This window comes from Chryseobacterium lactis (assembly GCF_003815875.1).
Classification (GTDB): Bacteria; Bacteroidota; Bacteroidia; order Flavobacteriales; family Weeksellaceae; genus Chryseobacterium; species Chryseobacterium lactis.
Genome location: NZ_CP033924.1, coordinates 3,993,353 through 4,008,389, shown reverse-complemented (window position 1 = coordinate 4,008,389; position 15,037 = coordinate 3,993,353). Strand labels below are relative to the sequence as shown.

General features: G+C 38.0%; 12 protein-coding genes. 3 read left to right on the top strand and 9 right to left on the bottom strand.

From position 1 onward, the window contains the following. Positions 1-7: 7 nt before the first annotated feature. The 3 genes from EG342_RS17785 to EG342_RS17775 form a co-directional block, all read right to left on the bottom strand. Entirely contained in the window at positions 8-4,345 is a 4,338-nt protein-coding gene (locus EG342_RS17785; protein WP_103292468.1) for a CusA/CzcA family heavy metal efflux RND transporter, read from the bottom strand. 198 nt (positions 4,346-4,543) lie between these two features. Further along, positions 4,544-4,906 carry a hypothetical protein gene (locus tag EG342_RS17780; protein WP_123868130.1) on the bottom strand — a complete coding sequence of 121 codons (363 nt, stop codon included), beginning with the start codon at positions 4,904-4,906 and terminating at the stop codon, positions 4,544-4,546. Positions 4,907-5,138: 232 nt separating this feature from the next. Next, a complete protein-coding gene (locus EG342_RS17775) occupies positions 5,139-5,747 on the bottom strand; it encodes a hypothetical protein (RefSeq protein ID WP_103292470.1) in 609 nt (202 codons plus the stop codon). Positions 5,748-5,968: 221 nt separating this feature from the next. Here EG342_RS17775 and EG342_RS17770 point away from each other — a divergent pair, with 221 nt between their 5' ends. Continuing rightward, positions 5,969-7,318 carry an MATE family efflux transporter gene (locus EG342_RS17770; RefSeq protein ID WP_103292471.1) on the top strand — a complete coding sequence of 450 codons (1,350 nt, stop codon included), beginning with the start codon at positions 5,969-5,971 and terminating at the stop codon, positions 7,316-7,318. A gap of 305 nt (positions 7,319-7,623) precedes the next feature. On the opposite strand, the gene EG342_RS17765 is transcribed toward EG342_RS17770, so the two are convergent. Further along, on the bottom strand, positions 7,624-8,406 hold the full coding sequence (locus EG342_RS17765) for an AraC family transcriptional regulator (RefSeq protein WP_103292472.1): 783 nt from the start codon (positions 8,404-8,406) through the stop codon (positions 7,624-7,626). A gap of 71 nt (positions 8,407-8,477) precedes the next feature. On the opposite strand from EG342_RS17765, the gene EG342_RS17760 reads away from it, so the two are divergent. Together EG342_RS17760 and EG342_RS17755 are read left to right on the top strand one after the other, a co-directional pair. Then, positions 8,478-9,683 (top strand): CynX/NimT family MFS transporter, encoded by a 1,206-nt coding sequence (locus tag EG342_RS17760; RefSeq protein ID WP_246008652.1) that lies wholly within the window; start codon positions 8,478-8,480, stop codon positions 9,681-9,683. A gap of 103 nt (positions 9,684-9,786) precedes the next feature. Continuing rightward, positions 9,787-9,990, top strand: coding sequence for a winged helix-turn-helix transcriptional regulator (locus EG342_RS17755; RefSeq protein WP_246008651.1), 204 nt, complete (start codon positions 9,787-9,789; stop codon positions 9,988-9,990). Positions 9,991-10,011: 21 nt separating this feature from the next. Here the strand turns inward: EG342_RS17755 and bioA are convergent, their stop codons facing one another. The 5 genes from bioA to EG342_RS17730 form a co-directional block, all read right to left on the bottom strand. Next, positions 10,012-11,295 (bottom strand): adenosylmethionine--8-amino-7-oxononanoate transaminase, encoded by a 1,284-nt coding sequence (bioA, locus tag EG342_RS17750; protein ID WP_213083888.1) that lies wholly within the window; start codon positions 11,293-11,295, stop codon positions 10,012-10,014. Positions 11,296-11,597: 302 nt separating this feature from the next. Then, a complete protein-coding gene (gene bioB, locus EG342_RS17745) occupies positions 11,598-12,587 on the bottom strand; it encodes a biotin synthase BioB (RefSeq protein WP_103292474.1) in 990 nt (329 codons plus the stop codon). Beyond that, complete coding sequence (gene bioD, locus EG342_RS17740) at positions 12,584-13,195, bottom strand: dethiobiotin synthase (protein WP_103292475.1); 612 nt, start codon at positions 13,193-13,195, stop codon at positions 12,584-12,586. Before bioD ends, bioB begins: the two co-directional genes overlap by 4 nt. 56 nt (positions 13,196-13,251) lie before the next feature. Continuing rightward, positions 13,252-14,361, bottom strand: a complete 1,110-nt coding sequence (locus EG342_RS17735; protein WP_103292476.1) for an aminotransferase class I/II-fold pyridoxal phosphate-dependent enzyme — start codon at positions 14,359-14,361, stop codon at positions 13,252-13,254. After that, positions 14,354-14,977 (bottom strand): hypothetical protein, encoded by a 624-nt coding sequence (locus EG342_RS17730; RefSeq protein ID WP_103292477.1) that lies wholly within the window; start codon positions 14,975-14,977, stop codon positions 14,354-14,356. Before EG342_RS17730 ends, EG342_RS17735 begins: the two co-directional genes overlap by 8 nt. Between the last annotated feature and the right edge of the window lie 60 nt (positions 14,978-15,037).

Here is a 15,037-nt window from a genome sequence, read left to right as displayed (position 1 = left end):
GACGCTGTTATTTTGAAATTAAGAAATTAAGTTCCGCTCCGATCTGATTAAGTCTTTCCAGCTGATCAATATAATCAGCTTTTGTTTTTACCGCCTGATTAACGAGTATCACCCAGTTCAGGTAATCAATTTCTCCGACTTCCATTTGCTTTTGTGCTGTCTTTAAGATAATTTCAGATTTTGGAAGCTGTTTTTGCTCATAATTTTCAATGATTCTCTGCTGGTTCATATAATTGTTGAGCTGTTGTCCCAGCCTGTTTTTGAGTTCGATTTCTTTTCGTTGATATTGATTTTCAGAAATGGCAATTTTTGTCTGTGCTGCCTTTGCCAAAGCCCTCTGTCCTTTCGTAAACAATGGAATTCCCACACCGACCTGAACAGAATTGAAACGGTTATTATTAATATTTTTCATACTCTGATTCGTATATCCTATAAGAAGATCAGGAAGCAGTCTGCTTTTTTCCAGCTGTACTTCGGCCTCTCCCACTTTGATTTGTTGCTGCAGATATTGAAGTTCAGGATGCTGTTTCACCATTTCTTCTGAAATCTGTAACCCGACATTCATAATAGGCTGATCCGCAACAGGTTCATAAGGTTTTTCAGATTGAAGAAGGAGTTGTAGCTGAAGTTTCGCTATATTAAGATCATTTTCTAGGGCATTCAACTGCACTTTCATCTGTTCTTTCTGGATTGCGGCAGTAGATTCTTCCAGAATATTAGCCTCTCCTTTTTTAAGTCGTAAAGCTGCTTTTTCAGCAAAACTATCATACAAACGGCTGATATATTCCAATACTTTTTTCTTTTCCTGAAGGACTACAATTCTGTAAAAAACATCTGTAACTTCTTTAGTGAGCTGTATTTTGGTCAGTTTTTGATTAATCACACCGGCCGTCCATTCAGCATCCAGCATCTGTTTTCTTTTCGAATATACAGTCGGAAAGCTGAACTTTTGAGAGATTCCGAATGAATTATCCGTTTCTTCTCCCTGGATTTGCCCGAATCCTCCCGTTACTTCCAGTTGTGGAATATCCAGGTAGCTTGCTTTTAATTTTTCCTGATATTCTGAGATTAATTTTGAGTTTTTAAGGGTTCCGTTCTGTTGATACGCCTTTTCCAAAGCCTGTTCAAAAGTAATGCTCTCCTGAGCCTGGAAACTTCCGAAAGAGATCATCAGCAGGAAAACGGATAATTTTTTATAGTTTATTTTTTTTGAGAATTTCATTTTATCTTTATTAATATGTTCAAATAGGACGTACAGAATTGGAAGAACGAATAAGGTTAATAATGTCGCCAGCATCAATCCGCCAATAACCACTGTTGCCAGCGGTCTCTGAACTTCAGCTCCGGCTCCGTTGCTTAATGCCATCGGTAGAAAACCTAAAGAAGCCACAAAAGCTGTCATTAAAACCGGACGTAATCTGATCCTTGTTCCCATCAGTACAATTCTGCTGGTATTTTTTATTCCGTTCTTTTTTAATCGGTTAAATTCTGAGATCAAAACAATTCCATTAAGAACAGCAACTCCAAATAACGCAATGAAACCCACACCGGCACTGATACTGAAAGGCATTCCTCTGAGTGCCAGAAAATAAACTCCTCCAATTGCAGATAAAGGAATTGCAGTATAAATCAGTAAACTATGCTTTACTGAACCAAATGCGAAGAATAACAGCAGGAAAATCATTACCAGTGAAATAGGAACCGCAATTCCCAGTCTCGCTTTAGCTTCATTTAAATTTTCAAATGCACCGCCATACGAAATAGTGTAGCCCGGTGAAAGTTTTAATTCTTTGTTGGTTTTCTGTTGCAGCTCCTCTACAATGCTTTGAACATCCCTTCCTCTCACATTAAAACCTACCACAATTCTTCTTTTGGTATCTTCTCTTTGAATTTGATTCGGGCTGTTTTTAAGCTCTACTTTAGCCAGTTGAGATAAAGGGATTTGCTCTCCGGAAGCCGTAGGAATCAATAAATTCTGAATGCTGGTAATGTCTTTTTTATGCTCATTATCCATTCGGACTACGATATCAAATTTTTTCTCTCCCTCGTATAAAGCTCCCGCGGTCTGCCCGGCAAAAGCCATATTGATTACTCTGTTGATTTCCGCAATAGAAATATTGTAGCGGGAAAGTTCTGCACGGTTATAATCAATTACCACCTGTGGAGCACCTACGACAGGCTCTAAATACAAATCCTGAGCTCCTTTCACCGTATTGATGATGCTCCCCAGTTTTTTAGCATAAATAGCCAGACTGTCCAGGTCTTCTCCGTAAATTTTACAAACCACATCCTGCCTCGCTCCTGTCATCAATTCATTGAAACGCATCTGTACTGGAAACTGGAATCCGGTCGTCAGTCCGGGAATCACTTTCAATGCTTCACTCATCTTTTGTGAAAGCTCCGGAAAAGACTTTGCTGAAGTCCATTCTTTTTTAGGTTTTAATACAATAATCATATCTCCGGCATCCATAGGCATTGGTTCTGTAGGGATTTCAGCACTTCCGATTTTCGTGACTACTTTTTCTATTTCCGGAAATTGTTTTAATAATATATTGGCAGCCTGAGTAGTTACCTTTTTTGTTTCATTGATATTACTTCCCTGCAGAATCCGCATTTCAACAGCAAAATCTCCTTCTTCCAGAGACGGAATAAATTCTCCACCCATTCTGGAAAGGGTAAAAACAGCACCTGCAAAAAGAATCAATACTCCGAAGATGATTGTTTTTCTGTATTTAAGTGCTTTCATCAGGAATTTTTGATGCCCTACCTCTACTTTGGTCATCACCCTGTCTGAAATATTGTCTTTTACTTTTTTCTTTCTGCTCAACACTAGAGAACTCATCATGGGAATATAAGTCAGTGAAAGTAAGAAAGCGCCAATCAGAGCAAATGCAACTGTTTGTGCCATTGGCTTAAACATTTTACCCTCAATTCCCTGAAGTGTAAAAATCGGAAGGTATACGATAAGGATGATAATCTGTCCAAAAACCGCACTATTTACCATTTTAGTGGCAGAATCAGAGACTTGCCCATCCATTTCCTTTTTGGTAAGTGTATTGTCTTTTCCGAAATGCTTTTTATGTGCTAGCTGATGCAGAACAGCTTCAACAATAATAACTGCTCCGTCTACAATAAGTCCGAAATCAAGAGCTCCGAGACTCATCAGATTTCCTCCGACTCCGAAGATGTTCATCATGATAATGGCAAAAAGCATTGCTAAAGGAATTACGGATGCCACCAATAATCCTGCTCTGAAATTACCAAGAAACAAAACAAGGATAAAGACCACGATCAAAGCTCCTTCCATCAGATTGGTTTTTACTGTACTGATGGTATTGTTAACCATTTTAGCACGATCAAGAAAAGGCTCAATTACAACTCCCTCAGGTAAAGATTCCTGAATTTTTTCCAGCCGCTGCTTGATATTGGTAATAACTTCGTTGGCGTTCTCTCCTTTAAGCATCAGTACGATGGCTCCGGAAACCTCGCCGGTATCGTTATAAGTCATGGCTCCATATCTTGTTGCATAACCGATCTTAACCGATGCAACATCTTTAATATGTACCGGAATTCCTTCTTTTGTATCGGCAACCTGAATATTCCCGATATCTTCCGTACTTCCCAAAAGTCCCTCACTCCTGATAAAAAGGACTGTTTCCTTCTTTTCAATATAAGCTCCTCCCGTATTTTGGTTATTCTTCTCCAGCGCGGAAAACACATCGTTAATATTGATGTTAAATGCCTGGAGTTTGTTAGGATTAATAGCTATTTCATATTGTTTTAGTTTTCCTCCAAAGCTGCTGACATCAGCCACTCCTTTGGTTCCCAACAACTGTCGTCTGACTACCCAGTCCTGAATTGTTCTGAGTTCTGTTTCGTCATACACATTTTCGTAGCCCTTTTTTGCTCGTACCACATATTGGAAAATCTCTCCCAATCCTGTAGAAATTGGTCCTAGTTCGGGCTTACCGATACCTTCAGGGATATTCTCTTGAACAAGCTGTAAGCGTTCCTGAACCTGTTGCCGGGCCCAATACACATCCGTTTTATCATCGAAAACGACAGTAACCAGAGACAAGCCGAAACGGGAGAAACTACGAAGTTCCGTAATTCCACTGATATTACTGGTGGCCTGTTCAATAGGAAATGTTACCAGCCGTTCTATATCAGCAGCTCCATAAGAAGGTGCGGTGGTAATGATCTGAACCTGGTTATTCGTAATATCAGGTTGAGCATCAATGGGAAGTTTAGTAGTCTCGTATACCCCAAAAAGGACGAGCGCTACCGTAAACAGTGCAATGATGAGTTTATTCTTTACAGAAAACTCAATAATTTTATTTAACATGGAAAAATATAATTGATAAACCCGATACTCTTTAGCTTTTATCACAAAGGGTTGTAAACACTGTAGTATTTAAACTTTTTGATGCTAACAAATAAGCTTTTGTGATCAACTATAAGACGTGAGGGGCTAATTGATATGTAACAAGAATTGAGTGCTTCAAACAGCAGTTTAAAGCATTAATTTTCAATCAGAGATCAATCAGGAAAGCCGTGGAGGCTGGAAAATTCTGGAAAGATATAGGTGTGAGAAGTCTTTTTCCTGATAAAAACTATTTTTCTGCTGAATAATAATTTCTTTAGGTTTTTTGATTTCAAAATTGAGATCCGGAAGTTGGGCGTGTACCGTCAGCACAATAGGTGGATTGATAAACGGCAGCTTTTGGTCGGTATCCCAGTCGGAATCTTTTTTGTGATTGTCATAGTGTTCCATCACAAATTCGGATAAACTTCCATGGTATTCAATATAATGCTCTACAAACATCGGCACCTTAAATACTTCCCCCGCATTGGTGGTAGCAAGTGCATACATCATCGAGCATAATATGGAGAACCATTTTAACATTAATGCAAATATAAGGTTTAAATTTTTTCTAAAAAGAATCTGGAACATTAAATTTCTTTAAAATAGCGAGTTTCAGAGGGCTAAGAACAATGTTTCATCAGGCTAATCTGTGATTTTATTTTCATCAGAAAGCTAAATATCAATACAATGAAAAAAGATTTTCATGATAAAGTGTGAAATTAAATAGTTGATGTTTCCGGAACTTTTATTTAAGTCAAAAAAGAAGTAATATTTAATCAAAATCCAAAAAGCCATCGGCAAGCTCTTTCCATTGGATCTTAGCAATTCCCATTATTCCACCCGCTGCAACCACAAGATTCCTGATGACATCGATGAATTTTGCTTTGAAGTTTGGAGATTCATTTCGCCCATATACTGCAGCTTTCAAATGAGTAGGATTTCTATAAACCATAAAGGTAGATGTTGCTTTGGAACTGTAAAAATGGGCAATATTTCTGTTTTTTTTGTTTTGAGGATCCTGGGAAGGCCTGCAGGTCATCATGACACTTTCTGATGTATTGTCCAGAGAAAAACACATGTCGGTAATTTCTACCCAATCATAGCCCTTCGCTTCGATTTCTCCCGGTCCCGGAATATTGATTCGGATGAAATCTCCTTTTTGAGGTTCCCGCACAACGGGAATGCCTTTGGAATCGTAGAGTTTAAATTCCGCAAAAGCCTCTCCACAATAACTTTTCCATTGATTGATATCGAAAAATCTTTTCTTTAATATTTCAAATTTTATCGGGATAAGTTCTGTTTCAAATTGCTTTCTGGTTTCAGTATCATGAAAACCACCTGATTTTTGTGGAGGAACTCCTTTGATTTGTTTTGGTTTCATATAAACTGTTTTTAACAAATTAATGAAAATATAAGTCCATATTTTATGAGTACAGTCACATGTGAATTGATTATTATTTCTCCTTTTGACGGAGTATTTATTCCGTTTTACAGATGTTATTTAGAGAATTTGCAATGTAAGTTTGTACCCTGTTGATTACCGTTAATCGGAAAATAATGTCACGGTAAAAACACGTTCAATTATATTTAATATCAAAGCAAATGGAACAACAAAGACAGCTTATTTTAAATGGAAAAATGTACAAGGTTATGTGGCAGATGTCGTGGCCGGCAGTAATTGCCATGGTATTGTATGGTCTCAATAATTTCCTTGACGGGATTTTTGTAGGACATCTGATCAGCAATACGGCTTTAGCAGCTGTAGGTGTTGCCTATCCTTTGGCACAATTTGCACAGGGCTTCGGAACATTGATTGGTACAGGAGTTGGTTCGGCGGTCAGTATCTGGATCGGCGCTGATGATAAGGATAAATTAAACAGAGCAATGGGAACAGTCAATTTTCTTACCCTGCTGTTTTCGGTGGCTATCACCATTCCATGCTATATTTTTGCTAAAGAACTCGTGTATATGATGGGAGGAAGAGGTGAAATCCTGACGTTGGGAACAGAATATTTCAGAGCAACCATTTTGGGGAGTTTTTTCTGGATTCATGGTCTTGCGCTCAATATGCTGATCCGTGCAGAAGGACGTATGCAGACTGCTGCCTGGATGATTGCGGTAGGTCTGATTGTAGATGTAGCACTAAAGCCTTTATTTATCAATACTTTCGGATGGGGAGTAAGCGGTGCCGCATGGGCTACCAATATTTCAATGATTATTTATATGGTATTGGGTGTTTGGTATTATGCATCCGGAAAAGCATCTTTCAGTACCCGTTTCTGGTCTTTAAAGAGGGATAAGATCATTATTAAAGAAGCCCTTTCGTTAGGAATGCCCGGTTTTATTATGATGGTAATGATTGTGATTCAGAATATTGTGGTATTTAATGTCATTGCAAAATATGGAAAAGAAGTCGATGTTACTTTCTTTACGGCGGTCAACAGATTCTATATTCTATTAAACACCCCGCTTTGGGGACTCATGAGAGCTCTTCAACCCGTTTCGGGTATGAATTTTGGTGCGGAGAAATACGAAAGGAGCATCAAGGCTTACCGGCTTTTTTCTTTCACCGGATTGGTTATCCTGATTCCCTTTTGGTTTTTTGTCATGTATTTCCCTGCCGGCGTATTGTCTGTGATGATTCCGAATGTTACCTTTACTCCCAATCAGCTTATGGATTTTCGGATTTATATGAGTGTACTTCCGGCATTACCCTTTATTTTCATGGCTATGGTTTGGTTTCCATCGGTGGAGAATGCAAGACCGGCTACTGTTATCAGCATCCTCAGACAAGTCGTATTGTATATTCCTGCCCTGCTTTTTATTCCCATGATGTATGGAATCCGTAGTATTTATACAATAAGCGCGGTTATAGAATGGATCGTCTTTTTCGGGGTTATATACGCTGTGTGGTCGAATTCCAGAATCCTAAAGAAAAGCAGGATCAATTAAAGGATAGTTATTTTTACTTAAAATAAATAATATTTAAAAAAAATGCACATATAATGTCTCGCATAATATAATTTTTACTTATATTTGTGAATCGAAATAATTTTTTTTCATCATTTGTGTTTTTTTAAGGTCTCCATTCTAGGGGGCCTTTTTATTTTTATTAGTATCATAATTGATTATTTAGTGCTGATATGGAAAAATGACAAAAGTGTGAAATATAAATCACACAACCTTCAGAAAACATAGTGATAATAATATATTAAATCCAGTTCATTTAGCAATAAATCCCTTTTTGAGAAATAAAATTATTTCATATTTTTCAAAAAATCCGTAGGACGGAATTGCATCACAGATTGAAAACTTCTTGTATACGCCTGTACACTCTTATATCCTACTTCATAGGCTGTTTCTGAAATAGTAAGATCTTTTAAACTCAACAATTCAAGGCTTTTTATAATTCGCAGGACCTGTTGATATTTACTTAATGTCAGGCCGGTTTCTTTCTTGAAAATGCGTTCTAAGGAGCGTGAAGAAAGCAGTGCCGTTTCGCCCAAATCTTCCATTTTAATTTCTGTGTGATAGTGATCATGAAGATATTCAATAACGCCTGTAAGACGTTTATCCTTGGGAAGGCAGATGTGAAGCTTCAGTGAATGCTCTACAAAACGGGGAAGCTCGTTAAAAAGTGCTTTTAAAAATACATTTTCGTCATGATCTTTTGTAAGCAATTTTGACCATTTTTCAGCATATTTTATCATTTCCTTTAAAACCGGAGGAACAGAAAAGACGTTGACTTCATGATAAAATGATTCTTTTTTCTCAACATCAGCAAACATGATCATCAGTTTGATTTTCTCAGAATGCGAGTTGGTTTTATGAATGACATCCGGCGGAATCCAGACGGCATGATTCTGAGGAAGCAGATAAATTCTTTCCTGAATCGTGATGTATTGAAAACCACTTTCCACATAGACCAGCTGGCCTTTTTGATGCTGATGGAGAACATCATCATGAATCCAGTTTTCTTCAAACCATACAAAATAAGGCTTTTTTAATTCATCAATTTTAATACTGTCATTTGCATTCATGTCGTTTCAGGTTAAAACTTTGGCAAAATTAAACAAAATTACTACACTAATTTTGTGGAAATTTTTTTATCATGATGAAGAATGAAGTAAAAAAGAATGCTTCCTATGTTTTATTAATTATTAATGTTCTGGTGGTTATCCTGATTTCCAGTAATCTTCGCTCACCTATCGTTGCAGTTGCACCGGTACTTGGCGACGTTCGGGATGCCTTGAAATTAGATAATTTCCAGGTGAGTATGCTGACCTCTATTCCACTTTGTATGTTTGCCGCGTGTTCGGTATTGGTAAGCAGGTTTTCAAATAAATTCGGGATCAGTAAGCTTCTGATGTATTCTATAATCATTTTAAGTTTCGGATTATTTCTAAGAATAACGGGATCTCTATGGCTGTTATTTTTAGGATCACTATTTATTGGCCTGGGAATATGTATTGGGAATGTGGTGACACCGGGATATGTTAAAAATAACTTCCCAAAACAAATTGGCTTAATGACCGGTATTTTTGCTGTTTCAATGAATCTTACTGCGGCATTAGCTTCAGGTTTCAGTGTGAAAATCGGTGAATGGACAGGTTTCGGATGGCGTGGTTCTCTGGGAATCTGGCTGGTGATTGCAGCCTTAGGTTTTCTGGTTTTAATCCTGGAATTCATTTTGAATAAAAGAAATACGGATCAACCAAAAGCAGCATTAAGTACTTCAGATTTCAATATGTTCAAATCCTCTCAGGCATGGAATATCAGTATTTTCATGGGATTACAGTCATTATTTTATTACTGTCTGGTAGCCTGGTTACCGTCATTTCTGGCAGATTATAATATGCAGGGTGAAAGCTCAGGATGGGTGTTTTTTGTTATTCAGATTACCATGATTCCTGTCACTTTCTTTTGTCCGATCATTGCCAGCAAAATGAAAGACCAGAGACTGATGATCTTTTTTGTATGTGCACTGATGTTTGTAAGTACCATGATGTTTGTATTTCTGAAATCCCAATGGATCTATATAAATGCAGTAATTATAGGGATCGCCAACGGATTATCCTTTAGTTTATCAATTTTATTCTTTTCTACAAGAACCCGAAGCAGTATCAATGCTGTAAAAATCTCAGGGATGGCACAATCGGTAGGCTATCTGATTGCAGCATTCGGGCCTCCGGTATTTGGAAAGCTGCATGATTGGGATGTGACCTGGAACAGTTCATTTTATTTTATGAGTACTGCAGTCTTGCTGATGTTATTTTTCGGAATGAAAGCAGCGAGAAATAAATATGTGGAAGATTAATGTTTAATAAACTTGCATAAAAAATGAGGTTGTTTCTTATAAAAATAACCTCAAAAGCAATCGAAGGTCATCAAAGGTTAACCATATTGTCAAATAATATGCTTTGCGGAACTTTGGAGTAAAATGCCCAGAGTATCTAAAAGTACTTGCAGAGCAGCTTAAACAACTGGAAGAAGATCATATCATTCAAAGGATTGAAGGCTATAATTTTCCTCCAGAGGTTTATGATAAGCTGACAGAAAGAGGTCAAAAGCTTGGCCCCATTCTATCCAAGTTGCATTCCCGGGGAAATGAACTCAGCTCGTAGTGTGTTTTTTAGGCTGTTTAATTATATCTGATCTAGAACTTCAAGAATATTCTGATAGACAAACTCCAATTCCCCGGAAGTAATGCAATACGGTGGCACCAGATATATTACATTCCCTAATGGTCTCATAATAATTCCTCTTTGCAGAAATTCATGATAAAGCTGCTTTCCGACCTCATTAAAATAAGAAGTTCCCTGGCCGGTTCTGCAGTCAAAAGCTAAAATAGTTCCTATCTGGCGTGCATTTTCCACATGAGGATGAGATGAAAGCACTTTTACAAATTCAGAATGTTGTTGAGTGATGCGCTTGATACTTGTCTGCGTTTCTTCTTCAAGCAGCAATTCCATACTGGCTAGACCGGCAGCACAAGCTAAAGGATTGGCCGTAAATGAATGCCCGTGAAATAAAGTTTTATGACGGTCATCAGACCAAAATGTATTGTAAATTTCATCAGAACAGGTGGTAATTCCCATCGGTATAGTACCTCCCGTTAATCCTTTTGAAAAACACATAATGTCCGGTTTTTCCGTAAGGTGATCGGCAGCAAAAAGCTTTCCTGTTCTCCCAAAACCGGTAAAAACTTCATCCTGAATCATCAGGAGTCCCTGCTCTCTGCAGAATTTCATCAGGTTGTCAAGATCTTCCGCCTCATACATCAGCATTCCCGCAGCACCCTGAACCAAAGGCTCATAAATAAAACAGGCAGCTTCATCTGCATGATCTTTAATCTTAGCCTTTAATTGTTCCAGGTTTTCAGAATTGGGAGTATCAATGAAAACTACTTCAAACAGCATGCTTTCAAATGGTTTGGTCCAAAAGCTTTTTCCGCTTACCGACATCGCCCCGAAAGTATCTCCATGATAAGCATTTTTGAATGCTAAAATTTTAGTCTTTTTTTTACCCTGATTATGAGCGTATTGAATACACATTTTTAAAGCCACTTCTACCGCAGTTGAACCGTTGTCAGAGTAAAATACTTTTTCCTGATTATCCGGCAGCAGTTGTAAGAGATTTTCTGAAAGCTGTATGGCAGGTTCATGAGTAAAACCGGCAAAAATAACCTGCTCAAGGGTGTTTAGCTGTTCAAAAACCCGCTGGGCAATATAAGGATGTGAATGCCCATGTAAAGTTACCCACCATGAAGAAACGACATCCATATATTTTTTATTTTCCTGGTCATACAGATACAGACCTTTCCCCTTTACAATAGGAACGATATCATTAGCGGTCTTCATTTGGGTATAAGGGTGCCAGTTGACAGCTTTATCTCTCTGCTGAAGATGGGTTGATGTCATTGTTTTCATAATATTGATATACATTTTAAAAATGGTTATGAATTGATTTGTTTTAACACAAAACACACGAAATGTTCTCTTTTTGTATGTTTATTTTTAAATTTTCCAAGTAACTCACTCAGCAACCAAACGAAATTGGCCATTGCTTAATGAAAGCCTTTGTGAACAAGAATTACTAGGAGGATCGGAAAAACTCCCCGCGAACCTTAGCGTTTAAATATCTATACCCATATCCAAAATATCAGATATCAATATTGTAACCAACTCAAGAATACTTAAAATCCAATTCATAACACATTATCTTAGTTATTTTAACAGCATGTTTCTTTCTTCATCATCGGCTTCAATCCAAGGGTTTCCAGCATTTGCATGTCTTCAGAAACTCCCGGATTAGGAGTTACCAGCAACGTTTCTCTTTCTCCTGTAAAGATTGAGTTGGCGCCTGCTATAAAACACCATGCCTGCTCTATTTCGGACATTTCTATTCGCCCTGCACTTAATCTTACCATTGAAGAAGGCATCACGATTCTAGCAGTAGCAATCATTCGTACCATTTCCCAGGTATCAACTTTTTCATTATTTTCCAATGGTGTTCCTTCTACTCTTGCTAAAGCATTGATCGGCACAGATTCAGGATGTTTTGGCATCGTTGCAAGAGTTAACAACATAGAAATTCTGTCTCTATGAGTTTCTCCCAAGCCAATAATCCCTCCTGAACAAACTGTAATTCCAGCTTTTCGGACATTATTGATCGTATTGATCCTGTTGTCGAAAGTTCTTGTAGAAATAATTTCTTCATAATATTGCTCGGAGGTATCAAGGTTGTGATTGTAAGCATATAATCCGGCTTCCTGAAGTCTTACAGCCTGGTCTTCCGTTAGCATTCCTAGGGTGCAACACACTTCCAGCCCAAGCTCATTCACTCCCTTTACCATATCGATTACCCGGTCGAAATCCCTATTGTTACGAACTTCACGCCATGCTGCGGCCATACAGAATCTTGAAGATCCCGAATTTTTTGCCTTTTGGGCATGAGCAATTACCGTTTCAGTGGGCAGTAAAGCCTGTACTTTAATATTGGTATGGTAGCGTGCGGCTTGTCCGCAGTACGAACAGTCTTCCGGGCACCCTCCGGTTTTGATTGATAATAAAGTAGAAATTTGAACTTCCGAAGGATCGTGCCATTCTCTGTGTATGGTTGCTGCTTTATAAATCAGTTCCATTAAAGGTAAATGATAAATTTCTTCGATTTCTGCTTTTGTCCAGTCGTTTCTCAATGCTTTTGTGGTATCCGTTATCATAATTTTGTTATTGTTAATTGCTTTGCAGCAGTTTGTATCTGTTCCTTATCAGCGCTTTCTATTTCGGGAATCCTGATAACCTTTGTTTCTTGTTCGATAAAACTGCAAATCACTCTTTCAGTATCTTCCGGAAATTCTCCGTTAAGGATCAGATATTCCAGTTTAATATTTCTTTGTTGTAATGCCATAATCGACAATAAACTGTGATTGATGCATCCTAAATAATTTCTGACTACAAGAGCTGCAGGCAGCTGTAAAAGGTCGATAAGATCAATCATAAATCTATTGTCAGAAAGCGGGACCATTACTCCACCCGCTCCTTCTACAATCAGAGAGTTTTCAGTCTGAGGTAGCTGAAAATCGTCCAGATTAATCTGTCTGTTTTCCGCACGGGCAGACTGGTGAGGCGAAGCAGCCAGTTGAAGCCGATACGTTTCCGGGTGGCAGATAGTGTGATCAGTCCATGCTTCAATTTTATGGCTGTCGGTATAATGAAGATCTCCCGATTGTACCGGTTTCCAATATTCTGCTTTAAAATATTGAACCAAAACAGCTGAACAAACCGTTTTCCCTATTTCAGTTCCGATTCCTGTGATAAATAATTTCATGTGTGGTGTATGCTAAAAAGTAAATTTGCCAATCAGCTTATCTTACCTTTTTTATTTTAAATAATTTGTTTAATAATCTCAGCCAGTCTTACAATCTCTTCCTCTGTATTAAAACTGTGCAGACATATTCTAAGGCGTTCGGTTCCTTCCTTTACAGTTGGACTGTACACGGCATAGGTTAAAAATCCATTGTCAGACAAAGTATTTTGTATTGTTTTTAATTTTTGATTATCCGCAATGACAATAGCCTGAACAGGACTCGTTGCTGAAGAAGGAGATTTCAAATTTTGATTTCTGAAAATTGTAATATTCTCATGAAGTTTCTTTGCCGATTCAGGATGATCTTCTAAAAAATCATATCCCGTTCTGATACTCATCCATTGAATATCCTGAGCTGAAGTGGTATAAATAAATGCCGACGCAAAGTTGATCAGATAGGATCTTATCAAATGATTACTGAGTACGGCTGCCCCATGTGCTCCCAATGCTTTACCATAAGTCATCACAGCTGCACAAACCTTGTCCTGGAGCTGATATTTTTCAACCAATCCATATCCGAAAACCCCAAAGGCATGGGCTTCATCAATAATTAAGTTAGCACCATACTGTTCGGCCAGCTCAGCAATTTCCTCAACAGGAGCAAAATCCCCTTCCATGGAATACAGACTTTCAATAGCTATATAGCAGTGTCCATCCTGTTTTTTCAATATCCTATCCAGATCTTCAGGATCATTATGTCTGAATTTTAATTTCCTTGCATTTGACATTCTACAGGCATCATGAACGGAACGGTGAATTTGTTCATCCACAATAATTGTATCATGACGCCCCGGAAGTGTTGAAAATAAAGCAAGGTTAGCATTATACCCGGAAGGAAAAAGTAAAGCTGCCTGAAACCGGTGCTTTTCTGCAATATAAAGTTCAGTATCATTTGCTATAGCAGTATTCCCACTGATTAATCTTGATCCCGTACTTCCAGAAAGCAGCTGAGGATTAGAAATAACCGTTTGCAATAAAATATCCTGAAGTTGCTTATTTCCTGCAAATCCCAGGTAATCATTTGAATAAAAATCAATTCCTTCTGACCTAGGGTTTAAACTCCTCAATATTCCCTCTTCTTTCCTTTTGCAGAGTAATTGCTGAAACCTGTGATGATGATCAGGCATAATTCAATTGCACTACTTCTTCTCCTATTGCATTGATCCACTGTTCATGCAATTCTTTCTCAATAGTCAGAATATGGTCGGCATGAAGTTGCCAATCGGTAGAAAATTCATTCAATTGATTGATCATTTCTTCCAAATGACCTTCTTCCTCCAGGATAATAGATTTCACCATGATTTTGGAAGAATTTTTGGTAAGAATTTGTTGATAGACCGGGTAAAGCTCATCAGCACGAACTTCAATGGCATAGGTTACAAACAGGTATGCTGCATATTTCAAATCTTCTTTATTAAGCTTGAAAGCTTCCTGAAGATATCTGCAGGCCTTAATGTCTAAAGAATGAAGATAATGGCGCGTAGCCACCGGAGCCAGAAGCTCCTGACTTTCATAGGTTTTACAAAACTCAGGATCTATTTTTCCGATTTGTTTTTTAAGATAGTAAGCGTGGCGGTGTTCTTCCGCAGCGTGCTTCAATTGGATTTGAGTCACCAGAACCGGATGTTCACATTTTGATATTTTTCTTGCACCGGCATTTTCCATAAAAGAAAGTGTATTCAGCCATCGGGCATGAGTACTTCCATCCTGTACAATTCTTTTGAGCAGTTGATGAAACTCCATATATTTTTATTTTGAGTCAAAAGTAGTATATTGCCGGATGGTTACATGGTGCCAGTTTTG